The 22,953-nt window shown below is 68.0% G+C and carries 28 protein-coding genes; 14 read left to right on the forward strand and 14 right to left on the reverse strand.

Annotated elements, in window-relative coordinates; all coding sequences use genetic code 11:
* Nucleotides 1-63 precede the first annotated feature (63 nt).
* From ACP7A3_RS12140 to ACP7A3_RS12165, 6 genes are all read left to right on the forward strand, one after another.
* A complete protein-coding gene (locus tag ACP7A3_RS12140) occupies nucleotides 64-747 on the forward strand; it encodes an EI24 domain-containing protein (protein WP_426255744.1) in 684 nt (227 codons plus the stop codon).
* Nucleotides 744-1,112, forward strand: a complete 369-nt coding sequence (locus ACP7A3_RS12145; protein WP_017979379.1) for a hypothetical protein — start codon at nucleotides 744-746, stop codon at nucleotides 1,110-1,112. Before ACP7A3_RS12140 ends, ACP7A3_RS12145 begins: the two co-directional genes overlap by 4 nt.
* Nucleotides 1,113-1,317: 205 nt before the next feature.
* Nucleotides 1,318-3,366, forward strand: a complete 2,049-nt coding sequence (locus ACP7A3_RS12150; RefSeq protein ID WP_426255745.1) for an NAD(+) synthase — start codon at nucleotides 1,318-1,320, stop codon at nucleotides 3,364-3,366.
* A 42-nt stretch (nucleotides 3,367-3,408) separates the two neighbouring features.
* Entirely contained in the window at nucleotides 3,409-4,269 is an 861-nt protein-coding gene (locus tag ACP7A3_RS12155; RefSeq protein ID WP_426255746.1) for a CDP-alcohol phosphatidyltransferase family protein, read from the forward strand.
* Nucleotides 4,266-5,357 (forward strand): inositol-3-phosphate synthase, encoded by a 1,092-nt coding sequence (locus ACP7A3_RS12160; RefSeq protein WP_017979376.1) that lies wholly within the window; start codon nucleotides 4,266-4,268, stop codon nucleotides 5,355-5,357. Before ACP7A3_RS12155 ends, ACP7A3_RS12160 begins: the two co-directional genes overlap by 4 nt.
* Complete coding sequence (locus tag ACP7A3_RS12165) at nucleotides 5,357-6,061, forward strand: NTP transferase domain-containing protein (protein ID WP_426255747.1); 705 nt, start codon at nucleotides 5,357-5,359, stop codon at nucleotides 6,059-6,061. The genes ACP7A3_RS12160 and ACP7A3_RS12165 overlap by 1 nt, the downstream gene beginning before the upstream one ends.
* Nucleotides 6,062-6,167: 106 nt before the next feature.
* Here the strand turns inward: ACP7A3_RS12165 and ACP7A3_RS12170 are convergent, their stop codons facing one another.
* The 10 genes from ACP7A3_RS12170 to hisB form a co-directional block, all read right to left on the reverse strand.
* Complete coding sequence (locus ACP7A3_RS12170; RefSeq protein WP_017979374.1) at nucleotides 6,168-7,787, reverse strand: amino acid permease; 1,620 nt, start codon at nucleotides 7,785-7,787, stop codon at nucleotides 6,168-6,170.
* Between the two features lie 114 nt (nucleotides 7,788-7,901).
* Nucleotides 7,902-8,279 carry a histidine triad nucleotide-binding protein gene (locus ACP7A3_RS12175; protein WP_043060092.1) on the reverse strand — a complete coding sequence of 126 codons (378 nt, stop codon included), beginning with the start codon at nucleotides 8,277-8,279 and terminating at the stop codon, nucleotides 7,902-7,904.
* 196 nt (nucleotides 8,280-8,475) lie between these two features.
* Nucleotides 8,476-8,781, reverse strand: coding sequence for a phosphoribosyl-ATP diphosphatase (locus ACP7A3_RS12180; protein ID WP_017979372.1), 306 nt, complete (start codon nucleotides 8,779-8,781; stop codon nucleotides 8,476-8,478).
* Between the two features lie 32 nt (nucleotides 8,782-8,813).
* Nucleotides 8,814-8,987: a hypothetical protein gene (locus ACP7A3_RS12185; protein WP_165800932.1), complete on the reverse strand. Its 174-nt coding sequence runs from the start codon at nucleotides 8,985-8,987 to the stop codon at nucleotides 8,814-8,816.
* Nucleotides 8,984-9,355: a hypothetical protein gene (locus ACP7A3_RS12190; RefSeq protein ID WP_043060089.1), complete on the reverse strand. Its 372-nt coding sequence runs from the start codon at nucleotides 9,353-9,355 to the stop codon at nucleotides 8,984-8,986. The genes ACP7A3_RS12185 and ACP7A3_RS12190 overlap by 4 nt, the downstream gene beginning before the upstream one ends.
* Before the next feature lie 36 nt (nucleotides 9,356-9,391).
* Nucleotides 9,392-10,162 carry an imidazole glycerol phosphate synthase subunit HisF gene (gene hisF, locus ACP7A3_RS12195; RefSeq protein ID WP_147034863.1) on the reverse strand — a complete coding sequence of 257 codons (771 nt, stop codon included), beginning with the start codon at nucleotides 10,160-10,162 and terminating at the stop codon, nucleotides 9,392-9,394.
* Between the two features lie 181 nt (nucleotides 10,163-10,343).
* Nucleotides 10,344-11,078 (reverse strand): 1-(5-phosphoribosyl)-5-[(5-phosphoribosylamino)methylideneamino]imidazole-4-carboxamide isomerase, encoded by a 735-nt coding sequence (gene hisA, locus ACP7A3_RS12200; protein ID WP_426255748.1) that lies wholly within the window; start codon nucleotides 11,076-11,078, stop codon nucleotides 10,344-10,346.
* 142 nt (nucleotides 11,079-11,220) lie between these two features.
* Nucleotides 11,221-11,826: an imidazole glycerol phosphate synthase subunit HisH gene (gene hisH, locus ACP7A3_RS12205; RefSeq protein ID WP_426255749.1), complete on the reverse strand. Its 606-nt coding sequence runs from the start codon at nucleotides 11,824-11,826 to the stop codon at nucleotides 11,221-11,223.
* On the reverse strand, nucleotides 11,823-12,143 hold the full coding sequence (locus ACP7A3_RS12210; protein ID WP_147034866.1) for a YciI family protein: 321 nt from the start codon (nucleotides 12,141-12,143) through the stop codon (nucleotides 11,823-11,825). Before ACP7A3_RS12210 ends, hisH begins: the two co-directional genes overlap by 4 nt.
* A complete protein-coding gene (gene hisB, locus ACP7A3_RS12215; RefSeq protein ID WP_043060085.1) occupies nucleotides 12,140-12,727 on the reverse strand; it encodes an imidazoleglycerol-phosphate dehydratase HisB in 588 nt (195 codons plus the stop codon). The genes ACP7A3_RS12210 and hisB overlap by 4 nt, the downstream gene beginning before the upstream one ends.
* Before the next feature lie 102 nt (nucleotides 12,728-12,829).
* Here hisB and ACP7A3_RS12220 point away from each other — a divergent pair, with 102 nt between their 5' ends.
* Nucleotides 12,830-13,315, forward strand: a complete 486-nt coding sequence (locus ACP7A3_RS12220) for an SspB family protein (protein WP_017979362.1) — start codon at nucleotides 12,830-12,832, stop codon at nucleotides 13,313-13,315.
* Between the two features lie 861 nt (nucleotides 13,316-14,176).
* Here the strand turns inward: ACP7A3_RS12220 and ACP7A3_RS12225 are convergent.
* The 3 genes from ACP7A3_RS12225 to ACP7A3_RS12235 form a co-directional block, all read right to left on the reverse strand.
* On the reverse strand, nucleotides 14,177-14,437 hold the full coding sequence (locus ACP7A3_RS12225; protein WP_043060084.1) for an SWIB/MDM2 domain-containing protein: 261 nt from the start codon (nucleotides 14,435-14,437) through the stop codon (nucleotides 14,177-14,179).
* Between the two features lie 47 nt (nucleotides 14,438-14,484).
* Nucleotides 14,485-14,688 (reverse strand): DUF2945 domain-containing protein, encoded by a 204-nt coding sequence (locus ACP7A3_RS12230; RefSeq protein WP_024310300.1) that lies wholly within the window; start codon nucleotides 14,686-14,688, stop codon nucleotides 14,485-14,487.
* Nucleotides 14,689-14,762: 74 nt separating this feature from the next.
* On the reverse strand, nucleotides 14,763-17,723 hold the full coding sequence (locus ACP7A3_RS12235) for a TonB-dependent receptor (protein ID WP_426255750.1): 2,961 nt from the start codon (nucleotides 17,721-17,723) through the stop codon (nucleotides 14,763-14,765).
* A 221-nt stretch (nucleotides 17,724-17,944) separates the two neighbouring features.
* On the opposite strand from ACP7A3_RS12235, the gene folE reads away from it, so the two are divergent.
* Genes folE through ACP7A3_RS12250 form a run of 3 tightly spaced genes read left to right on the forward strand, consistent with a single transcriptional unit; the run spans nucleotide 17,945 to nucleotide 19,673 of the window.
* Complete coding sequence (gene folE, locus ACP7A3_RS12240; RefSeq protein ID WP_426255751.1) at nucleotides 17,945-18,571, forward strand: GTP cyclohydrolase I FolE; 627 nt, start codon at nucleotides 17,945-17,947, stop codon at nucleotides 18,569-18,571.
* A complete protein-coding gene (locus ACP7A3_RS12245) occupies nucleotides 18,571-19,326 on the forward strand; it encodes an SDR family oxidoreductase (RefSeq protein WP_426255752.1) in 756 nt (251 codons plus the stop codon). The genes folE and ACP7A3_RS12245 overlap by 1 nt, the downstream gene beginning before the upstream one ends.
* Nucleotides 19,323-19,673: a dihydroneopterin aldolase gene (locus ACP7A3_RS12250; protein WP_426255753.1), complete on the forward strand. Its 351-nt coding sequence runs from the start codon at nucleotides 19,323-19,325 to the stop codon at nucleotides 19,671-19,673. The genes ACP7A3_RS12245 and ACP7A3_RS12250 overlap by 4 nt, the downstream gene beginning before the upstream one ends.
* Nucleotides 19,674-19,729: 56 nt before the next feature.
* Here the strand turns inward: ACP7A3_RS12250 and ACP7A3_RS12255 are convergent, their stop codons facing one another.
* Complete coding sequence (locus ACP7A3_RS12255) at nucleotides 19,730-20,572, reverse strand: methyltransferase domain-containing protein (protein ID WP_063685570.1); 843 nt, start codon at nucleotides 20,570-20,572, stop codon at nucleotides 19,730-19,732.
* A 42-nt stretch (nucleotides 20,573-20,614) separates the two neighbouring features.
* Here ACP7A3_RS12255 and ACP7A3_RS12260 point away from each other — a divergent pair, with 42 nt between their 5' ends.
* From ACP7A3_RS12260 to ACP7A3_RS12275, 4 genes are read left to right on the forward strand one after another with little or no spacing between them, the layout of a single operon-like run.
* On the forward strand, nucleotides 20,615-21,376 hold the full coding sequence (locus ACP7A3_RS12260) for a double zinc ribbon domain-containing protein (RefSeq protein WP_426255754.1): 762 nt from the start codon (nucleotides 20,615-20,617) through the stop codon (nucleotides 21,374-21,376).
* 32 nt (nucleotides 21,377-21,408) lie between these two features.
* On the forward strand, nucleotides 21,409-21,666 hold the full coding sequence (grxC, locus tag ACP7A3_RS12265) for a glutaredoxin 3 (protein WP_017979352.1): 258 nt from the start codon (nucleotides 21,409-21,411) through the stop codon (nucleotides 21,664-21,666).
* A 10-nt stretch (nucleotides 21,667-21,676) separates the two neighbouring features.
* Nucleotides 21,677-22,498, forward strand: a complete 822-nt coding sequence (locus ACP7A3_RS12270; RefSeq protein ID WP_426255755.1) for a carbon-nitrogen hydrolase family protein — start codon at nucleotides 21,677-21,679, stop codon at nucleotides 22,496-22,498.
* Nucleotides 22,495-22,926, forward strand: a complete 432-nt coding sequence (locus tag ACP7A3_RS12275) for a DUF1178 family protein (RefSeq protein ID WP_426255756.1) — start codon at nucleotides 22,495-22,497, stop codon at nucleotides 22,924-22,926. The genes ACP7A3_RS12270 and ACP7A3_RS12275 overlap by 4 nt, the downstream gene beginning before the upstream one ends.
* Nucleotides 22,927-22,953 lie beyond the last annotated feature (27 nt).

Genomic DNA, 22,953 nt, shown 5'->3' on the forward strand with positions numbered 1-22,953 from the left:
ATGTGGCGGCCCGTGACGTGCCAGCCGTTGACGCCCCCGATCGCACGCGCCACCCCACGTTCTATGCTCCGCGCCTTCACCCTCTCGCTCGGCCAGCTTGGCGATGCCGCGATCCTGCGGGTGCTGGCGAAGTCGCTGGCGCTGACGGTGGCGATCTTCGTCCTGCTCGGGCTGGCGTTGTTCGGTGGACTGCACGCGGCCTTCGCCGATCTGGGCGCGGCGCTGGGCGACGGGCTGGCGGGGGCGCTGACGGTGGTCGTGTTCGTCGTTGCCGCCTGGCTGCTGTTCCGCGTGGTCGCGATCGCGGTGATCGGGCTGTTCGGCGACGCGATCGTCGCCGCGGTCGAGGCGCGCCACTATCCCGCCGCGCATGCCGTGGCCCGCGACGTCGGGTTCGTGCGGTCCGGGCGGATGGCGCTCGCGTCGGCGGTGCGGGCGCTGGGCATCAATCTGGTGATGACGCCCGTCTATCTCGCCTTGCTGTTCACCGCGATCGGGCCGGCGATCGCGTTTTTCCTGGTCAATGGCTGGCTGCTGGGGCGTGACCTGGGCGACATGGTGGCGAGCCGGCACATCGACGATGCGACGATGCGGGGCTGGCGCAAGGCGACCCGCGGCCAGCGGTTCGTGCTGGGCCTTGCCGTCGCAGGACTGTTCGTGGTTCCGCTCGCCAATCTGTTCGCGCCGATCCTGGGCGCGGCAATGGCGACGCACCTGTTCCACGGGGGGCGAGGGGGACACGCATGACGACGCGCACGATCTTGAGCCTCGCGCTCGCGGCAGGGCTGGGCGCGTGCGCCGCACCGGGTGCGGTCGGTCCGACGGTCAGCCGGCCGGTCGTGCCCTATACCAGCGCCGGGTTGGAGCGGGTGATCGGGCAAGATGCCGCGGGCCTCGTCCGCCTGTTCGGCCAGCCCGACGCGGACATTCGCGAGGGCGCGGCGCGCAAGCTGCAGTTCGCCGGGCCGATCTGCGTGCTCGACGCTTATCTGTACCCGAAGGAGAATGAGGGGCCGCGCGTCACCTATCTCGACGCGCGCGAGCCCGATGGCAGCACGATCGACCGGGCGAGCTGCGTGGCGGCGCTGACGCGGCGCGAGGGGGGGAAGTAGGTTTTCCTGCGTCACCCCGGCCGGCGAGCTGGGGTCCCGCTTCTTTACAACCCACCGCAAGAAGAAGCGGGACCCCGGGTCAAGCCCGGGGTGACGGGGGAGGGGGGTGCGACGTGGCGGGAAACGCCTTAATATGGCCGGATCGCCCCCGCCCACGAACCGTTGCCGCTAGCCCCCCTTCCTCGCAGCGGCTAGCCTTGCCACTATGACCCAGCGTTTCCATTCGATCCACGCCCACCAGATGGTCCGCGTTGCGGCCGTGACGCCGCGCGCGAGCGTCGGCGATATCGACGCGAACCTCGATGCAGCGGTCGCGATGGCGCGGGAGGCGGATGCGCGCGGCGTGGATTGCGTCGTCTTTCCGGAGCTCAACCTGACGTCCTACGCGCTCGACGACCTGCACCTGCAATCGGCGCAGCAGCGGGCCAGCGACGCGGCAGTGGTGGCGTTCGCCGAACGGACCGCGGGATGGGCGCCGCTGCTGCTGGTCGGCGCGGCACTGGTCCGCAACGGGCGGCTCTACAATTGCGCGGTGGCGGTGCATCGTGGGCGCATCCTCGGCGTGGTGCCGAAGAGTTTCCTGCCCAATTACCGCGAATATTACGAAAAGCGCTGGTTCGCGCCGGGGCTGGGCCTGACCGGCCTGACGATCCGGCTGGGCGATGCCGATGTGCCGTTCGGCACCGATCTGCTGTTCGCGGCGGAGGATCTGCCGGGCTTCGTCGTACATGCCGAGATTTGCGAGGATTATTGGGCGCCGACGCCGCCGTCGACGGTGGGCGCGCTTGCGGGGGCGACGATCTGCTGCAACCTCAGCGCCTCCAACATCGTCATCGGCAAGGCGCGCGAACGCATGCTGCTGGCCGCCGCGCAATCCGCGCGCGCCGCCTGCGCCTATGTCTATTCCGCCGCAGGGCCGGGGGAGAGCACGACCGATCTCGCCTGGGACGGGCAGGGGCTGATCTACGAACTGGGCGAATTGCTGACCGAATCGAGCCGCTTCTCGAACGCGGCCGAGCTTGTCGTCGCCGACGTCGATTGCGAGCGGCTGGTGCAGGAGCGGTTGCGCAACGGCACGTTCAACGACAGCGCGGTCGCGGCGGGGCACCCCGAGCGCGACGTCCGTCGAATCGGCTTTACGCATGGCGCGCGCGACGGCGATACCGGCCTCGACCGCCGCATCCGCCGCTTCCCCTTCGTGCCCGACGATCCCGCGCGTCGGGACGAGGATTGCTACGAGGCCTTCAACATCCAGGTCGAGGCGCTGGTGAAGCGCCTGTCGGCCACCGGTTCCAAGACGCTCGTCATCGGCGTGTCGGGCGGGCTCGATTCGACGCATGCGCTGATCGTCGCGGCGAAGGCGATGGACCGGATGGGGCGGCCGCGCAGCGACATCCTCGGCTTCACCATGCCGGGCTTCGCCACCGGCGAGGCGACGAAGGGCAACGCCTGGGCGCTGATGCGCGCGCTGGGCTGTACCGCCGACGAGATCGATATCCGCCCCGCCGCGCGCCAGATGCTCGCCGACATGGGCCACCCCTTCGCCAGCGGCGAGGCGGTGTATGATGTCACGTTCGAGAATGTGCAGGCAGGCCTCAGAACCGATTACCTTTTCCGCCTCGCCAACCAGCGCCGCGGCATCGTTCTGGGCACCGGCGACCTTAGCGAGCTGGCGCTCGGCTGGTGTACCTATGGCGTCGGCGATCAGATGAGCCATTATGCGATCAACGCCGGGGTGCCGAAGACGCTGATCCAGTTCCTGATCCGCTGGTGCATCCGGACGGACCAATATGACGCGGGGACCAACGCCGTCCTCGCGACGATCCTGGCGCAGGAGATTTCGCCCGAGCTGGTGCCCGCCGATGCCGATACGGGCGCGATGCAATCAACGGAATCGATGATCGGGCCCTATGCGCTCAACGACTTCTTCGCGCATTACGTGATCCGCCACGGGCTGGCGCCATCGAAGATCGCCTTCCTCGCCTGGCATGCGTGGCGCGATGCGGCGCAGGGCGGGTGGCCAGAGGATGTTCCGGCCGATGCGCGCGTCGCCTACGACCTGCCGACGATCAAATATTGGCTGGAGCGTTTTCTGGTTCGCTTCTTCCAGACCAGCCAGTTCAAACGGTCGGCGATCCCCAACGGGCCGAAAGTGTCGGCGGGTGGGGCACTTAGCCCGCGGGGTGATTGGCGGGCACCGTCGGATGGCACTGCGTCAGTATGGCTGAACGAACTGCGCCGAAACGTTCCGTAGAATATTGCCTTCGGTAGCATACGGGCGCAATATGAAGCCCTGATGACACCGCCTCCCCGGGATGGCTCACGCGATCGCCGGATCGAGGACCCATCCAACCTCTATCTGATCCACCCCGCGTCGCACGCCTTGCTCCCCCTTGCCTTGCGGCGCGGCGTGTCGGCCAATGCGGTGTCGCTCGCGGGCCTTGCCTGCGGGACGGTCGCCGCCTTCGCCTATGCGCAATGGCATGATCCGCTGATGGCGCTGGTCGGTCTCGCCTTCTCGGTCGCCTGGCTGGTCGCCGACGGGCTCGACGGGATGATCGCGCGGGCGACACGGACCGCGAGCGCGCTCGGGCGGACGCTGGACGGGCTGTGCGATCACGGCGCCTTCGCGCTGATCTATCTCTCGCTCGCCTATACCGTCGGCACGGCCGGGGGCTGGGCGCTGGCGATTGCCGCGGGTGCCTGCCACGCGGTGCAATCGAGCCTGTACGAGGGCGAGCGCGCCCGCTTCCACCGCCGGGCGCGCGGGGAGGCGCTGTCGAGCGTGCCGGTGCCGACCGGTCCGTGGCTGGTGCGCGTCTATGACAGCGTCGCGGGCAGCGTCGATCGCATCTCGATGCCGTTCGAACGCCGCTTCGGTGTGGCCGAGGATCGCGCCGCCTTCGGCGCGGCCTATGCCGCCGCCGCGGTGCCGGTGATGCGCCTCCAATCGCTGCTCACTGCGAACGTCCGCGTCTGGACGATCTGCCTCGCCTGCCTGATCGGCAATCCGCGTATTTTCTGGTGGGTCGAGATCGGCCCGCTGTCGGCCATCTGTCTGATCGGCCTCATCCGTCACCGGCGCGTCGAGCGCCGCTTCGTCCACGGCCAAGCGCCGCATTCCATCCTTCTATCCAGCGAACAGGGTCATTCATGAAGAGCATCAACATCGCCATCGTCGGCATCGGCAATTGCGCGAGCTCATTGGTCCAGGGACTCGAATATTACCGCGAAGGCACGAACGACACGGTCGGCCTGATGCACTGGGAAGTCGGCGGCTATAAGCCCTCCGACATCAAGGTCGTCGCCGCCTGGGACGTCGATGCGCGTAAGGTGGGGAAGGACGTCGCCGAGGCGATCTTCGCCAAGCCCAATTGCACCGCGGTCTTCGCCGCCAATATCCCGGCGACCGGCACCGTCGTGAAGATGGGCGCGGTGCTCGACGGCGTCGCCGATCACATGAGCGACTACAAGGACGATCGCACGTTCGTGGTCGCCAACGACACGCAGCCGACCAAGGAGCAGGTCGTCGCCGACCTGAAGGCGAGCGGCACCGACGTGCTGATGAACTACCTGCCCGTCGGCAGCCAGGAAGCGACCGAATTCTACGCCGAATGCGCGCTGGAAGCCGGCGTCGCCTTCGTCAACAACATCCCGGTCTTCATCGCGTCCAACCCCGAATGGGCGAAGAAGTTCGAGGATGCCGGCGTCGCGATCATCGGCGACGACATCAAGGCGCAGCTCGGCGCGACGATCGTCCACCGCGTGCTGACCGACCTGTTCGCCAAGCGCGGCGTGAAGCTGGATCGCACCTATCAGCTGAATACCGGCGGCAACACCGACTTCCTCAACATGTCGAACCACCGCCGCCTCGCCAGCAAGAAGGTGTCAAAGACCGAAGCGGTGCAGTCGGTCGCGGCCGAGCGGCTGGAGGACGAGAACGTCCACATCGGCCCGTCGGACTATGTGCCCTGGCAGAACGACAACAAGGTCTGCTTCCTGCGCATGGAAGGCCAGCTGTTCGGCGGCGTGCCGATGAACCTGGAACTGCGCCTGTCGGTCGAGGATTCGCCCAATTCGGCGGGCGTCGCGATCGACATGATCCGTTGCGCCGCGATCGCCAAGGACCGCGGCATCGCCGGCGTGATCGATCCCGCCAGCGCCTATTTCTGCAAGCACCCGCGCCACCAGATGACCGACGATCTCGCGCAGATCGCGGTCGAGGACTTTATCAAGGCCGCCTGATGATCACGACGGGCCTGCTGCTCGCCGCCGGTCAGGGCACCCGCCTGCGCTCGGTCACGCCGTACAAGCCGCTGTGCCCGGTCGCGGGCCGGGCGCTGATCGACCATGCGCTGGACAGCATGGCGGCGGCGGGCCTCACGCGCGTGATCGTCACGCTGGGCTATGGCGCCGATGCGATCGCCGCCCATCTCGCCGGCCGCGACTGGCTGGTCGAGGTGCTGACGGTGATGACCGATTTCCACCAGCCCAACGGCGTCAGCGCGCTTGCCGCGCGGGCGCTGGTGGGGCCGGAGGGCGCGGTGATGGCGATGTGCGACCATCTGGTGCTGCCGCACCATTATCGGCGCCTCGCCCGTGCGGGTGCGGGGGAGGGGCTGCGGCTCGGCATCGATCGGCGGCTGGGGCATCCCTGGGTCGATCCGCTCGACGTCACCTGCGTCGCGACGCGCGGCGACCGGATCGTCGCGATCGGCAAGGAGCTGGAGCCGCACGACTGCTACGACACCGGCGTGTTCGCGGTGGGGCAGGCGTTCTTCGATGCGCTCGCCGGCCTCGACAGCCCGTCGCTGACCGAGGGCGTGCGGATCCTCGCCGCGCAGGACCGGGCGCAGGTGGTGGATTGCAGCGACCTCGACTGGCTGGACGTCGATGACGCGCCCGCCTTCGCGCATGCCGAGGGCTGGATGACGCGGCTGGCGGCGTAAGCCGCGCCGGGGCGAGGGCGCGGCCCAGGGGCGGGCATATGCCACCCACAAACAAAAAGGCCGGGGGATCGCTCCCCCGGCCTTTTTTGCGTGACCGGCGAACCGATCAGTCGAGCTTGCGCGCCGTTTCGGGCTGCATCGACGCATCGTCGACGACGTCGATGATGCCGCGACCGACGTAGGAGCGGCTGCGGCTGTAGCCGAAGTAGATGACGAGGCCGATGAGGCCCCAGATCGGCAGCACCAGCTTCGCCGTCAGCGGCAGCGACAGGTACAGCACGACGCAGCCGATGATTGCGAGCGGCGCGACGACATAGACCGCCGGCGTGCGGAACGGCCGATGACGGCTGGGATCGGTACGGCGCAGCACCATCACCGAGATCGCCACCATGAAGAAGGCGAACAGCGTGCCGGCGTTGGAGTAATCGGCGAGCTTGCCGACCGGCAGGATCGCCGCCGCCACCGCCGCCGCGACGCCGGTCATCAGCGTGACGACGTGCGGCGTGCGATAGCGCGGGTGGACCGAGGCGAGCTTGTTCGGCAGCAGGCCGTCGCGCGCCATGGTGAAGAAGATGCGCGTCTGGCCGAACATCATCATCAGCACGACCGACGGCAGCGCCAGCACCGCGGCGAGGCCGACGAGGCGGCCGATCATCGGCCAGTTGATCACGTCGAGGACGTGGACCAGCGCTTCCTTCGAGCAGACGAGCGGTTCGAGCGCGCCGCTGGCGACGATCGCGGCGCAGCGGCCGGCGATTTCCGGCGTACCCGGCGAGAGCACCTTGCCGGCGAGCGAGGTGACCGGCTGCGCGCCGATCGCCCCGATCGCGCCCGAGGCGACCAGGATGTAGAAGATGGTGCAGATCGCGAGGCTGCCGATTAGGCCGATCGGCACGTTGCGCTGCGGGTTCTTCGTTTCTTCCGCGGCGGTCGAGACGGCGTCGAAGCCGACATAGGCGAAGAAGATCGAGGCGGCGGCACCCAGCACGCCGAGGCCCGACGAACTGAACGGATTGCCGATGCCGGTCGGCAGGAACGGATTGAAATTGTCCGCCTTCATCACCGGAATCGTCAGCGCGACGAAGGCGGTGAGCGCGGTGATCTTGATCGCGACCAGCACGGCGTTGACGCGCGCGCTTTCGGTGGTGCCGATGATCAGCAGCCAGGTGACGAACGACACGACGATGATCGCGGGCACGTTGACCCAGCCGCCCACCGCCATCGCCTGCGTCAGATCAGGGCTGGGGGCGGCGCCGAAGGCGAGATACATGTGCGCCATCAGCGCGTCGGCGTTGCTGATCGCGGCGGGCACATGGAAGCCGATGCCGTTGAGCAGGCCGACCGCGTGGTTCGACCAGCCGACCGCGACGGCGCTGGCGCCGACCGCATATTCGAGGATCAGCGCCCAGCCGACCATCCAGGCGAGGATCTCACCCGTCACCGCATAGGTGTAGGTGTAGGCCGAGCCCGACACCGGCACCATCGAGGCGAGTTCGGAATAGCAGAGCGCGGCGACCGCGCAGATGAAGCCGGCGACGAGAAAGCTGAGCAGCATGCCCGGCCCCGCCTTTTGCGCGGCTTCGGACGTCAGCACGAAAATGCCGGTGCCGATGACGGCACCGATGCCGAGCATGGTGAGCTGGAAGGCCCCGAGCGAGCGATGCAGGCCCTTCTTTTCGGCCGTGGCGAGAATGGCGTCGAGTGGTTTGACGCGCCCGAATATCATGTAGCGTATCCCCCCAGGTGCGTAACGGTCATGAACGCGCCGCCGCATTGGTGAAGCGGGGGATGCTAGTCTCAAATGAAACGGAGGCAATCCCCTTAATGCAGGTGGATGGCGTTACCGCGCGAGCATCGGGCCCAGCGGCGCGCCGCCGAACAGGTGGACGTGGAGGTGCGGCACCTCCTGCCCGGCATGGCCGCCGATGTTGGCGAGCAGACGATAACCGGGGGCGACGAGGCCGTGGTCGCGCGCGACATGCCCCACCGCGCGGACGAAGCCGGCGATCTCCGCGTCGGACGCGCGGGCGCTGAAATCGTCCCACGAGACGTAGGGGCCGCGCGGGATCACCAGTATATGGACCGGCGCGACGGGCGCGATGTCGTGGAAGGCGACGGCGTAATCGTCCTCGTACACACGCTTCGACGGGATTTCGTCGCGCAGGATCTTCGCGAAGACGTTCTGGTCGTCATAGGGCAGGGTGGCGTCGATCGGCATACGGGTCCTCCTGCGGGCCTGTGTAGCCAGGTTGTGGAGGGCGATCGAGCCTCAGGTTTTTGTGATGGTACTGCCCTCATCCGTCACCCCGGACTTGATCCGGGGTCCCGCTGCCTGCGACGGCAAGAAGAAGCGGGACCCCGGATCAAGTCCGGGGTGACGAGGGGAAGGGACCGTGAGCTGCGTTTCGGCCGCGTTACCGGCTGGCCTTTTCGACGTGGCCCGACACGCCTTCGCGGCGCGCCAGTTCGGCGCGGACGTCGTCCAGCGACAGGCCGGCGTCGGCGAGCAGGACGAGCAGGTGGAAGACGAGGTCCGCCGCCTCGGACGCCAGTTTGTCCGGCTCCGCCAAGGCGGCGATGACGGTTTCGGTGGCCTCTTCGCCGACCTTTTGCGCGATCTTTGGCCGGCCCTTGGCGAACAGGCTGGCGACGTATGACGTGCCGGCATCGGCATCGCGGCGGCTGCGGATCGTGGCGTCCAGGCGGTCGAGCGGGTCCATAGGCCCCGCTTGGCGCGGGGGAGGGGGCGGGGTCAATCCTTGTCGGCGTTGCGGTGCGCAAAGCGGCGGCGCAGCGCCCGCCGGACGAGCCACAGGCCGAGCGCCGCGACGACGAACAGCGCGATGTCAGACCATTCGGGGCCGGTGCGGCGGTGGACGGTGCCGGAATGGCCGCCGGCGACCGACAGCAGCGCGAGCGACGTCATGCCGCGGCGACCGCGTCCGGCGCGGTCAGCCAGTCCCATGACGCCTCGGCAGTGTCGAAGATGCGCAGATAGGGTTGGGTCATCAGCCGCTGCACTTGCAGGCGGGTGATCGCGCTGGCGGTGACGATGGCGATGCGGCTGGCGCGCGGGAAGCCGGCCAGTCGCTCATGGATCGCCGCGGCGGCCTGCACGGGCTGGACGCTGCACGCGCCCATGTCGATCCGCAGGCGATAGCCGTTCGTGAAGCCTTCCTTGCGGAACCGGTCCACCAGTTCCGCAGCATAGCGTTCGACGCCGGCCAGATCGAATAGTCTATGCCACTGGATATCCAGCAGGTTGTACTCATGCCGAAAGGAAATGGTGTACATGGCTGACCTGTATAGCGGTCAAGCCTTGCGGAAACGCTAAGCGAGGATTGGCCGGCGGACCGGAATTCCCGCCTGTGCCAGGGCGTTATGCGCATCGGCGATGCTCGCCTCGCCGAAATGGAAGATCGAGGCGGCGAGCACGGCGCTGGCATGGCCGTCGCGGATGCCGGCGACGAGGTCGTCGAGGCCGCCAACGCCGCCCGAGGCGACGACGGGCACGCTGACCCGATCGGCGATGGCGCGGACGAGATCGAGGTCGTAGCCCGAGCGGGTGCCGTCCTTGTCCATCGAGGTGACGAGCAGTTCGCCGGCGCCGAGATCGGCGAGTCGCAGCGCGTGCTCGATCGCGTCGATACCGGTCGGGCGGCGGCCGCCGTGGGTGAACACCTCCCAGCGGTCCCCGACGCGGCGCGCGTCGACCGAGGCGACGCAGCATTGGCTGCCGAAGCGCTCGGCGATGTCGGCGACGACTTCGGGACGCGCGACCGCGGCGGAATTGACCGCGACCTTGTCCGCGCCCGCCAGCAGCAGCGCGCGGGCGTCGTCGGCGGTGCGCACGCCGCCGCCGACGGTCAGCGGCATGAAGCACACCGCGGCAGTACGGCGCACGACATCGAGGATCGTGCCGCGGTTTTCATGGGATGCGGTGATGTCGAGGAAGCAGAGCTCGTCGGCACCGGCGGCGTCATAGGCGCGCGCCTGCTCGACCGGATCGCCGGCGTCGCGCAATTCGACGAAGTTCACGCCCTTCACGACGCGGCCGTCGGCTACGTCGAGGCAGGGGATCACGCGGGCGCGGACGGTCATCGGTTTGTCCCGAAGTCAGGAATGGGTTCGCGCGAAGACGCGAAGACGCGAAGAGGTCCGGTCGCTTGACCACGATTCGCTCTGCAATCGCGATCGGGAGACGGCTGGCCGCCTGCGGCGGTGGAAAGACGCGGCCACGCGCGCGGCATCTTAGCGTCTTCGCGTCTTCGCGTGAACACCATCACGCCGCCTGTGCGACCGCCAGCGCCGCGGAAAGGTCCAGGCGGCCGTCGTAGAGCGCGCGGCCGGTGATGACGCCTTCGATGCCGTCCTTCGCGTGGACCGCGAGAATGTGGATGTCATCGATGCCCTTCACGCCGCCGCTGGCGATGACGGGGATCGAGACGGCGCGGGCAAGATCGACGGTCGCATCGACGTTGCAGCCCTTGAGCAGGCCGTCGCGGCCGACGTCGGTGAACAGGAGCGCGGCGACGCCCGCATCCTCGAACCGGCGGGCGAGATCGACGACGCTCGTCGTCGAGACGTCTGCCCAGCCCTTGGTCGCGACCATGCCGTCCTTGGCGTCGACCGCGACGACAATGCCGCCGGGGAAGTCGCGGGCGGCGCCGCGGACGAAATCGGGATCCTCGAGCGCGGCGGTGCCGATGACGACGCGGGAGACGCCGAGATCGAACCAGCGTTCGACGCTGGCGCGGTTGCGGATGCCGCCGCCTAGCTGGACGTGGCCCGGGAAGGCGGAGACGATGCTGCGCACCGCCTCGCCATTCACCGATTCGCCGGCGAAGGCGCCGTCGAGGTCGACGACGTGCAGGTGCTGCGCGCCCGCATCGGCGAACAGCATCGCCTGTGCGGCGGGATCGTCGCCATAGACGGTGGCACGGTCCATATCGCCCTCGGCGAGGCGGACGACCTGGCCGCCTTTGAGGTCGATGGCGGGGAAGACGATGAGGGTCATGCGGCGCTCTTGCTCCCCTCCCTGACAGGGAGGGGTTGGGGGTGGGTGGGGGCCTGGCGGTACGGATGCCGCAGGGGTCGGATGGACCGTATGGCCCGGACTATATTCACCCCCGGCCCCTCCCTTCCAGGGAGGGGAGGCATCACGGCCGCCATGCGAGAAACCTCTCCAGCATCGCCAGCCCGTAGCGCTGGCTCTTTTCCGGGTGGAATTGCAGCCCCAGCATCGTGTCGCGGGCGATGGCGGCGGTGATCGGGCCGGCGTGGTCGCTCGTGGCGATCACGTCCTCGCCCTCATAGGCGTAGCTGTGCAGGAAGTAGGCCTCGCCGGCGGGGACGAGCGGGTGGTCCCCGGTCGGCACCACGTCGTTCCAGCCCATGTGCGGGACCTTGGCGTCCATCGTACCCGGCTCGAGCCGCCGCACGCGGCCGCGCATCCAGCCGAGGCCGCGGTGTTCGCCCATTTCCTCGCCGACGTCCGCCATTAGTTGCATGCCGACGCAGACGCCGAGGAAGGGCGCGCCTTCGTGCCGCACGCGGCGATCGAGCGCCTCGACCATGCCGGGCACGGCGCGCAACGCGCTGGCACAGGCGCCGAACGCGCCGACGCCGGGCAGGACGATGCGGTCCGCCTTCGCCACCACATCGGCATCGGCGGTGACGGCGAGGTCGGTAGCGCCCGCCGCGCGCAGGGCGTTCTCGACCGAATGGAGGTTGCCCGCGCCGTAATCGATCAGCGCGATGCTCATGACGCCAGCATATCCTCGAGCGGCAGTGCGGCCATGCTGGCGGTAAAGGGCGTGATCTCGGCCGTGGCGAGGCCGCGCGCGACGAACGGGTCGAGCGACACCATCGCCTCCACTTCCGCGCGCGTGCCGATCGCGATGACGATGCCGCCGGTGCGCGGCTGCTTGCGGCCCGAGGCGATCAGCCGCCCTTCGACATAGCAAGCGCGCAGCCAGTCGACATGGTCGCTCATCGCGGCGTCGATCGCGTCGAGGTCTGCGCCATAGGTCAGCGACACGATGCAGAGCGTCGTGCCGGGGCGGGCGAAGGGTTCGCTCACAACACGCCCTTGGTGGAGGGGATCGCGTCGCTCTTGCGTGGATCGATCTCGACCGCGGTGCGCAGCGCGCGCGCCAGGCCCTTGAACGCGCTCTCGACGATATGGTGGTTGTTGCTGCCGTACAGCGTCTCGACGTGGAGCGTCAGCCCGGCCGTCTGCGCGAAGCTGTGGAACCAGTGTTCGATCAGCTCGGTGTCGAGCTCGCCCAGCCGCTGCATCGTGAAACCCGACTTCCACACCAGCCATGGCCGCCCGGAGATGTCGAGCGCGACGCGGGTCAGCGTCTCGTCCATCGGGCTCAATGCGTCGCCGTAGCGGCGGATACCGCGCTTGTCGCCCAGCGCCTTGGCGATCGCCTGGCCCAGCGCCAGCGCTGAATCCTCGACGGTGTGGTGGCCGTCGATGTGCAGGTCGCCCTCCACCTTCAGGTCGATGTCGATCAGGCCGTGGCGCGAGAGCTGTTCGACCATGTGATCGAGGAAGCCGATGCCGGTCTTGATGCTGTAGACGCCGGTGCCGTCGAGGTTGACGGTGACGTCGATCCGCGTCTCGGCGGTGGAGCGGTTGATCGTGGCGGTGCGCATGGCCGTGCCCCATAGGACGGTTGAGTACACGTCGTCACACACAAATTTTATGGGCCATCGTGGCGGCTTGACCCCGCCGCCGATCGCGCTACCCAAGGGGCCATGACCGACGGCCTGCCCGATAGCCTGATCCCCTATGACGAAATCGTTCAGGAGGCGCTGCGTGCCGTCGTCGGACGCGTGCTCGGCTCCGTCGCCGATTCGGGCGGACTGCCGGGCGAGCATCATTTCTACATCACGTTCAAGACGCAGGCGCCGGGCGTCGACATCCCGCAGCGGCTGATCGAACGCTTTCCGGACGAAATGACGATCGTCCTGCAGAACCGCTATTGGGATCTGCTGGTCGATGACCGCAAATTCTCGGTCGGCCTGTCGTTCAACCAGGTCCCGTCGAAGCTGGTCATCCCGTATTCGGCGATCACCGGTTTCCACGATCCGGCGGTGAATTTCGAGTTGCGCTTCCAGGCGACCGAGGGGCCCGACGATGGCCCCGAGCCGCATGACGAGGCGGAGAACGACGGCCCCACCGTCACGCCGGCCGAAGACGGGTCGAACGTCGTCAGCGTGGATTTCAAGCGCAAGAAGTAACGCGCTTCGCCCGCTAGTCGGGTGCGAATGCGGGCGGAGCGGGCAGGGTTGCGCGCGTCGCCGGCCGTCCCCATGTGCCCGTCTGCAAAATTATGGCCACATTTGATGGCTAATGGGCGGTATTCCGGGGGCGGGAGATCGACATGACGTGTGCAGTTTCGGCAATCCTGACGACGACGCGCGCCATCGGCGCAGCGGAGCAGTAAGCCATGCGTCCGTTGAGCTTCTATTTGTACGTGCTGGCCGGCGCGTTGATGATCATCGCATCGGTGATCGCCCTGCCGTTCGTTCCGGCGCGGTCGCGCTGAGGGGCTGACGGGGCGGCTCCTCGTTTGGGCGGTGGCGGGCGTCGGCGGTGATGCTGGCCGGCGGCTGGTGTCTGGTTTTGCTGCGATAGACATGCGCTAGAAGCGTAACCCCGGCGCAGGCTGGGGTCTTACGCGGCTATCGACGCGCGCTTTTACCGGGAGATCCCAGCCTTCGCTGGGATGACGGTTTGTTTGTGCGGATGAGGCAGACCTTTTCCAGCCCGTCTTTTCGTTTTGTTCGGAAGCCTTTCAAACCCATCTCGTCACCCCGGACCTGTTCCGGGGTCCACGTCTCCGCGCGGGGGTGGTTTAGGGGAGTAGCGAGTCGGCCAAGTGGGCGTACCTCTCGCAGGCACCGTATCTGCGGCCCGGTGGACCCCGGAACCAGTCCGGGATGACGGGGCGATTTGGGCCAGGTTGTGATCGTGCCCGATGTCGGGATGGATTGGTCGATTTTGGCGACCATGTGCGGTGCCGAGCACGGCATTCAAACCGATCGGGAACATCGCCGGCCGCATGAGGGCGCGATGTTCCCGATTCGGGGAAGGCGGGGTTACGCCTTGACGTGCTGCGAGATGTACTTGTTCATCTCGAACATCGTCACCTTGTCCTTGCCGAAGACCTTCTTCAGCTTCTCGTCGGCGACGATCTCGCGCTTGTTCTCGGGGTTCTGCAGGTTGTTGGACTTGATATATTCCCACACCTTGCTGATCACCTGGCTGCGCGGCAGCTTCTCGTTGCCGACGACCGCTCCCAGCTCGGGAGACGGCTGCACGGGGGCGTGGATGCCGCCGGTCTTGGGTGCAGTAGCCATCGCATTCCTTCCTGTTTGCGCCCGGTCCAGCCCGGGGCGTTGAAACGTTACGCCTTTTTGAGCGCGTCCGCCTTGTGCGCTGCCTTTCCGCCGTTGTCACTCTTTACAATGAACTGCGGGTCGTCCTTCGACGCGCGGACGGTGTGCCCCTTGATCGTCGTGTCGCTCGTCTGCTTCTTCTCGACCGTGCCATGGGCGGTGCCGCCGTGGCTCTTCCAGGTCACTTCGTCGCCCTTCTTCAGGTCTGCCATGATCGCCTCCATTGCGTGGTGGGCGATCAAGCGCTCGGCGGGGCGAAGGGTTGCGCTTTCGCCCCGCCGGCCGATCAGAACTTGAAGCCGACCGCCGCGCCGTAGCGGCGCGGTTCGATGGTGAAGATGTTGGTGTACAGGCCCGACGACTGGTCCGCGACCGCCTGGCCGGTGATCGCATTGTTGTTGGTCAGGTTCTGGACGAAGGCGCGGAGATAGAAGCGGTCGTCCGGCGCGTTGAGCTGCACCTGCGCGTTGACGACTTCATAGCCCGGTACGCGATCGACGTTCATGTTGAACACGCTCGCCGAGAAATTGCCGGTGTAGTTGAGGTCGGCACGCGGCACGAGGCTCCAGCCGCTGCCGAAGTCCATCGTATATTGGGCGCCCACCGACCATTTGTACATCGGCGCCTGCGGCAACTTGTTGCCGTTCAGCCCGACGGGCACGCCATCGGTGACCGTCACCGGCGTCTGCGTCGCGGCGGCCTGCGCCTGGAGCACCGAGCAGATGCCGAAGGCGCCGGTCGTGCCGGTGCCGGAGATTGCCGTCGGTCCCTGCAGGCCCACTGCGCGATTCACCGCGGTGACGAAGCCATTCGCCACCGCCGCGCCGCCCGCATTGGGGATGACGACGCAGTTGGACGCGTTGGTGATATCCTTGATGATGACGGTGTCGGTGCGGCCGCCCGAGGGCAGGCGCGGGTTGATCAGCGCCTTGTTGCCGGTGATTTCGGTGTGCAGGTAGCTGGCGTTCATGTTGACGACGAAGCGCGGGATCGGCGCGACGATCGCTTCCGCCTCCAGGCCATAGATATTGGCATCGACATTGTCGTTCACCGCGGTGCGCGCGACGATGCGGCTGAGCTGCAGCCCCTTGTACTTATAATAGAAGCCGGTGACGTTGAGGCGCAGCGCCCCGTTCAGGAAGGTGTTCTTCGACCCGATTTCGAACGCATCGACCTGTTCGGGCGTGAAGGTGGTGGGCACCGAGAAGGTGGCGGCGACCGGCGGGTTGATGCCGCCCGACTTATAGCCGCGCGAATAGGAGGCGTAGAGCAGCTTGTTGTCGTCGATCTTGTAATCGAAGACGGCGCGGCCGGTCAGGCGGCCGAACGACACGTTGCGGCGCGCATAATCCTGGATGCCGGGCGTCGTCGGGTCGAAATCGACCTGCGCATAGTTGAAGCCGTTCTGAATGCCTTGGGCGCCGTACGGCGTCAGGACGTTCAGCGTCAGGTTGCGTGCCTGCACGAACTTGTCGTCATGGTTGTAGCGCAGACCCAGCGTCAGCTTGGCGCGCTTGCTGAATTCGAAATAGGTCTCGCCGAAGATGCCATAAGACTTCAGGCGGAAGCGCGGCGAATCGTTGCGGTAGAAGGGCGTCGACAGGAAGGCGTTGCCGCCGACGCCCGGGATCGCCGCCGACGAGGCCGCGCCGAGGATGCCCGACGCATAATCGAGGCCGAAGGCGTTGACGAAATAGTCGTTATTCTTGCTGAGGCTGTCGAGATAAATGCCGCCCAGCAGGAAGTTGAACATGCCGTCGAACTTGCTGTCGATGTGCGCTTCGGCGGAGAATTGGCGGTTCTGGATGCGCGAGCGGTCGAAATCGAGGCTCTGCGGGAAGCAGCCGATCGCATTGCCGCCATACACGCCGACATTGTTCGGATCCGCCGCCGACTGGCAGACGCCGCCGGCCGGGCCATTCGGGATCAGCGTCTGGCGGACGCCGTTCAGGAAAGCGAAGGGCGATCCGGCGCGGCCTAGCGCGTTGAGGTTGGCGAGGCCGGCGTTGTTCGCCAGCGGCGCCTCGACCGCGAGGTTATAGTCGACCGTGCTGTCGACCGAATTGCGCGTATAGCCGCCGGTGATGTTGAGGTTCACCGGGCCAAAATCGTGGAAGATCTTGACCATATACTGCTCTTCGTCCGCGAAATAGGTCGGACGATAATCGAGCCGCACGGTGCGCACGTCGGCGGGATTGACGACACCGGCATAGGGGTCGGCGCCGTACAGGCTTTGCAGCGCGAAGCGGCCGAGTGCGGGGTTGTTGACGTTGAAGAATTCGGTCGAGGTCAGCACCGCGGCGAGCGTCGACAGGCCGTTGGTCGTCTCATAGCTCTTGGTATCGGGCAGACAGCCGAGCACGCCGGTGGGATCGCGATGGCACAGCTGCTTCTGGATGCGGCTGCGATTGTCCTTTTCACGGAAATAATAGCCCATCAGGTCGATGCGCGTGTCGGACGACGGCTCCCACGACAGCGTGCCGCGCACCGCATATAGATCGCGATCGTCGATGCGGCTGTTGTCGTACGTGTTGAAGGTATAGCCGTCGCGCTTCAGGTATGTGCCGGCGACGCGGATGCCGAGCGTATCGGTGATCGGCAGATTGAACATCGCCTTCGCGCGCTTCGAATCGTAATTGCCATATTCGAATTCGCCCGCGGCATGGACGCCGCTGAGATCGGGCTTGGCGGTGATGAAGTTGACGACGCCCGACGTCGCGTTGCGGCCGAACAGCGTGCCCTGCGGCCCGCGCAGCACTTCGACGCGTTCGAGGTCGAAGAATTCGCTTTCGAAGAGGCGCGTCGTCGCGAGCGGCATGTCGTTGACGTGGATCGCCGTCGCCTGATCGCACGTTACGCCGACGCACAGGTCGCCGATGCCGCGGATCGTGAAGCTGGAGGTCGTATAGCCCGTTTTCGTGAAGGTGATGCTGGGCAGCGACTGTTGCAGCGCGATCGGGTTGACGATCTGCTGTTTTTCGATGTTGTCGGCGGAGAAGGCGCTGACTGCGATCGGCACGTCCTGCAACCGCTGCGATTGACGCTGCGCGGTGACGACGATGTCCTGGATGCCCGTATCGGCGGACGCGGCATTGGGATCGATGCTCTGCGCCGAGGTCGCTTCCTGTCCGGGCCCGTTGGTGGGTGCCGTATTCTGCGCGGACGTGGTAGCGCCCGTCTGTGCGGCGGCGGGCATGGCGGCCGTCATGGCGAGGGCGGATGCGGCAAGCAGTTCGAATTTCTTCATGATGGCCTCGTCTCCCTGTCGCCATCCGGTCTTGCGCCGGTAGAGCGGTTTCCAGTCTTCGGTATGGTGGAGTTAGCGTCGGAATTTTGTCGTCGTCAAACGTTTTGTACAGCGGGAAAACGCCGTATGCGGGGCCGCGGCGATCACCACGATAAGTTGCGAAATTGAACGTAAGGTTTGCTGCACCGCAGCGATGAGCCTGTTGGCTGAAAGGGTATGGAATGTCACACGATCACGCGGCACCGGGCGACGGGGATCTGGTCGGCTCCGCGGCCGAGGCTGCGATCCCCCAGGATGTGGCGGAGGCGATCCGCACGCTGATCCGCTGGGCGGGCGACGATCCCACGCGCGAAGGGCTGGTCGACACGCCGCGCCGCGTCGCCAAGGCATGGCGCGAATATTGCGCCGGCTATGGCGACGATCCCGCGCATCACCTGTCGCGCGTCTTCGAAGAGGTGGGCGGCTATGACGAGATCGTGCTGCTGAAGGACATCCCCTTCCAGTCGCATTGCGAGCATCACATGGCGCCGATCATCGGCAAGGCGCATATCGCCTATCTGCCGAAGGACCATGTCGTCGGGATCAGCAAGCTGGCGCGCGTGCTGCACGGCTTTGCCCGGCGGTTGCAGGTGCAGGAGCGGCTGACCGCGGAGGTCGCCGATTGCATCTGGCAGAATCTGCGCCCGCAGGGTGTCGCGGTGGTGATCGAGGCGAGCCACGCCTGCATGACCGCGCGTGGCGTGCGCACGCCCGGCGTGTCGATGGTGACGAGCCGGATGATGGGCGTGTTCCGCGACGACGAGCGCAGCCGCAAGGAGGTGCTGTCGCTGATGGGCCTGCGGAGCTGATGGCCAGCCCGGCGCTGGGGCATGTGCTGGTCACGGGCGGCGGCAAGCGGCTGGGCGCGTGCATCGCCCGCGCCTGTGCCGCCGCCGGGTGGCGCGTGGTGATCCATTACGGCCGGTCCGCCGATGACGCGCAGGCGCTTGCGGGTGAGATCGGCGGTGCAGTGGTGCAGGGCGACCTGTCCGACCCGTCGCAGGCGGCGGCGCTGTTCGCACGCGCCCGTGCGGCGGCGGGCGGGCCGATCGCGGCGCTGGTGAACAGTGCGTCGGCGTTCGAGTTCGACCGGCCCGAGGCGATCGATGCAGACCTCGCGGCCCGGCTGCATGCGATCAATGCGGTGACGCCGGCGATGCTGGCGAGCGCGCTCGCGGCGCAGGATGATGTCGCGGAGGGGGCGGTGGTCAATCTGCTCGACCAGAAGCTCGCCAATCCGAACCCTGATTTCTTCAGCTACAGCCTGAGCAAATATGCGCTCGCCGGGGCGACGACGATGCTGGCGCAGGCGCTGAGCCCCCGCGTGCGGGTGAATGCGGTGGCACCGGGAATCACGCTGCCGAGCGGCGGGCAAAGCGAGGCGGAATTCGCCGCGGTCGCATCCGACAATCTGCTACGCCATCCGGTGGGGGCGGACAATGTCGCGGCGGCGGTCGTGTACCTGCTCGGCGCGCGCAGCGTCACCGGCCAGACGCTGTACGTTGACGCTGGCCAGCGGTTCGTGCCCAGCGCGCGCGACGTTATGTTCGGGGATGCGGCATGAGCGTCTACACCACGATCCTGGATGGGCTGGAGGTGGCGATGCGCCTCGGCATCCACCCGCACGAAGCCGAGCCGCAGCGCGTGCGCCTGTCGGTGCGGATGACGGTGGATTATGCCACGCCGCCCAGCGCCGACCGGATCGAGGAGGTGCTCGATTACGACTTCGTGCGTGATGGTATCCGCCGGCTGGCCGATGGGCCGGGCTTTGCGTTGCAGGAGACGCTGGTCGAGGCGGTGGCGGCGCTGTGCCTTGCCGATCCGCGCGTGCGCCAGGTGCGCGTGCGCTCGATGAAGCTGGATGTGTACCCCGACGCGGCGGTGGGCTGCGAGATCGAGCGGGGGCGGTAAGGGCGGTCTCCCCCCGTCACCCCGGATCAAGTCCGGGGTGACGGAGCGTTGGAGGATCAGGGCGTCTTCAACGCCGCTGCGAGGCTGGCGGTGGCGCTGCCGCGGCGGGCGGGTTGGGGCTGCGAGGCGTCGGGCGCCCAGCCGGTGAGGAAGACGATCGAGAAACGCTCCGTCGTGCGGCCGTCCGGCCCCGCCGCTTCGGCGAAGGCGGCGGCGGCGCGGGCGAGCGTGCCGCGCGTCATGCCGGTGCGCGCGGTCAGGATGTTGCCCAGCGCACTGCCGCGCAGATCGTCGAGCAATCGGCCGAAGCTGGCATAGCGCACGTCGAGCGTTTCGACGTCGGCGACCGGGAGGGTCAGGCCGGCGCGGACGAGCAGGTCGCCCGCCGAACGGACGTCGATCTGCGGGTGCAGGCGGGGGGCGGGCCGGTCGCCCTCCGCCGCGCGGAACGCGGCGCGGAGCGCGGGCAGGCTGCCGGCACCGAGGAACGCGCCGAGGAACACGCCATCGGGCCGCAACGTGCGGCGGATGAGCGACAAAGCGCCGGGCAAATCGTTGACCTGATCGAGCACGCCGGCGCTGAGCACCGCGTCGAAACTGGCATCGGCGAAGGGCAGGCGATCCTCGTCCGCCTGCACCCCGCCGCTGGCGCGCGCGAAGGCGAAGCCGGGGTCCATCCGCGCCACCCGCGCGCCGGGCACCATGAGCGCGGTATCGCTGGCGCCGACATCGAGCACGTCGGCGAAATCGCGCTTCACCGCGGCGAGGCGTTCGAGCAGCCCGTCGACCATCGTCTCGCGCAGGAAGGCGTGGGCGGCATAGTCGCCCGCGGCGGCGCGGTCGCGGCGGCGGCGGCGGGCCGCGGCGTCGAAAATGGCATTGGGGGCGGGACTGGTCACGCGCCGGCTTGTGCCTTTCGGATGGCCGGGCGACAAGCGGGCATGAGCCGATTTGCGCCACGCATCGCCGCGTCCGCCTGGAAGGGGCTGGCGGGCGGCGTCGGGGTTCTGGTCGCGCAGGCGCTGCCGCCGCGCTGCCCGGGGTGCGGCGAGCCGGTGGCGGCGGACCATCGCTTCTGCGCCGCCTGCTGGAGCAGCCTGCACCTGATCGGACCGCCGTGGTGCGCGACCTGCAACCTGCCCTTCACGCATGCGATGGGGGAAGGCGCACAATGCGCGGCCTGCCTTGCCGATCCGCCGCGCCACCGCGGGGTGCGAGCGGCGGTCGCTTATGGCCCGATCGCGCGGCAGCTGGCGCTGCGGTTGAAATATGGCGGGCGGATGGGGATCGCGACGACGATGGCGCAGCGGATCACGCCGCTGGTGCCCGCGGACGTCGACCTGCTGGTGCCGGTGCCCCTGCATCGCTGGCGGCTGTGGTCGCGCGGCTACAACCAGGCTGGGCTGATCGCGGCGGCGCTGGCGCGCGAAACGGGGCTGCGGCACGATCCCTTCGCGCTGACCCGGCGGCGGCGGACCGCGGCGTTGCGCGGCATGGGGCGCAAGGCGCGGGCGCGGGCGGTGAAGGGGGCCTTTGCGGTGCCCGACCCGGCGCGGGTGCGCGGGCTGCATATCGGGCTGGTCGACGACGTCTACACCAGCGGCGCGACGACGGACGCCTGCACCGCGGTGCTGCTGCGTGCGGGGGCGGCATCGGTGACGATCCTGTGCTGGGCGCGGGTGATCGCGGAGAGCGACGATTGACAAGACCGCCGTCGCATCACACCTCCACAAGCATGGCAAAGGTCGAAATCTACACCAAGGCATTCTGCCCCTATTGCTCGCGCGCGATGCGGCTGCTGGCCGACAAGGGCGTCGAGCCGGTGGAATATGACATCACGATGGGTGGCCCGCAGCGGCAGGAGATGATCCAGCGCGCCAACGGCCGCACCACCGTGCCGCAGGTGTTCATCGACGGCGCGCATATCGGCGGGTCGGACGATCTGGCGGCGCTCGACGCGCGCGGCGGGCTCGATCCGCTGCTCGCCGGCTGACGTCACCCCCGTGCTGATCGCGCTGTTGCAGATGACGAGCGGGATCGACCCCGCCGTCAACGCCGCGGACCTGCGCCACGGCATCGCCGCGGCCAAGGCGAACGGCGCGGGCATGGTCTTCGCGCCCGAGATGGCGGGGCTGCTGGATCGCGATCGCGCGCGGGCGGCCGCGTCGATCCATGCCGAGGGCGACGACCCCGTGCTGGCGACGGTGCGCGAGGCGGCGGCGAAGGCGGGACTGTGGGTGCAGCTGGGGTCGCTGGCGATCCGGCGTGACGATGGGCGGCTCGCCAATCGCAGCTTCGTGATCGACGATACGGGCGCGATCCGTGCGCGCTACGACAAGCTTCACCTGTTCGACGCGGATTTGCCGACGGGCGAGAGCTGGCGCGAATCGGCGAGCTATGCGCCGGGCGACACCGCGATAGTGGTGAATACGCCGCTGGGCGGCATGGGGCTGTCGATCTGTTACGATCTGCGGTTTGCGGGCCTGTATGCCACGCTGGCGCAGGCGGGCGCGACGGTGCTGTCGATCCCGGCGGCGTTCACGCGTCCGACCGGCGCGGCGCACTGGCACGCGCTGCTGCGCGCCCGCGCGATCGAAACGGGGTGTTTCGTCGTCGCTGCCGCGCAGGCGGGGGCGCATGCGGACGGCCGCGCGACCTATGGCCATTCGCTGGTCGTCGATCCCTGGGGCGACGTGCTGCTCGACATGGGCGAGGCGCGCGGGCTGGGCTTTGCCGAGGTCGATCCGGCGCGCGTCGCGGATGTGCGGGCGCGCATGCCGGTGCTGCAGCATCATCGGCCCATCCCACCGGTGGTGCGCGCGTGATCGTCTTCGACCTGCGCTGCGACGGCGGCCATGTGTTCGAGGCGTGGTTCCAGTCGAGCGCGGCCTATGAAACGCAGCGATCCGCGGGCCATGTCGTCTGCCCGATGTGCGGCACGACCGGGGTGAGCAAGGCGGTGATGGCGCCGGGCATTCCGGCCAAGGGCAACACGCGCGAGGCGGCGCCGTCGCCCGATGTCGTGAAGGCGGCGCTGCGCGAGCTGGCGTGGTTGCAGGCCAAGGCGCTGGAGGGATCGCAATGGGTCGGGCGCGACTTTGCGACGCGTGCGCGGGCGATGCACGACGGCGAGGAGACGGTGAGCGCGATCCATGGCCAGGCGAGCCTCGCCGAAGCCAAGGCACTGGTGGAGGAGGGCGTGCCGATCGCGCCGTTGCCGCTGCCCGTGCGGCCGCCCGAAGAGGCGAACTGACGGGCTGGACCCTGCGCCCGCGCACCG

Origin of the sequence: Sphingomonas sp. DC5200-1, assembly GCF_049897245.1 — a bacterium.
Lineage (GTDB): Bacteria > Pseudomonadota > Alphaproteobacteria > Sphingomonadales > Sphingomonadaceae > Sphingomonas > Sphingomonas aquatilis.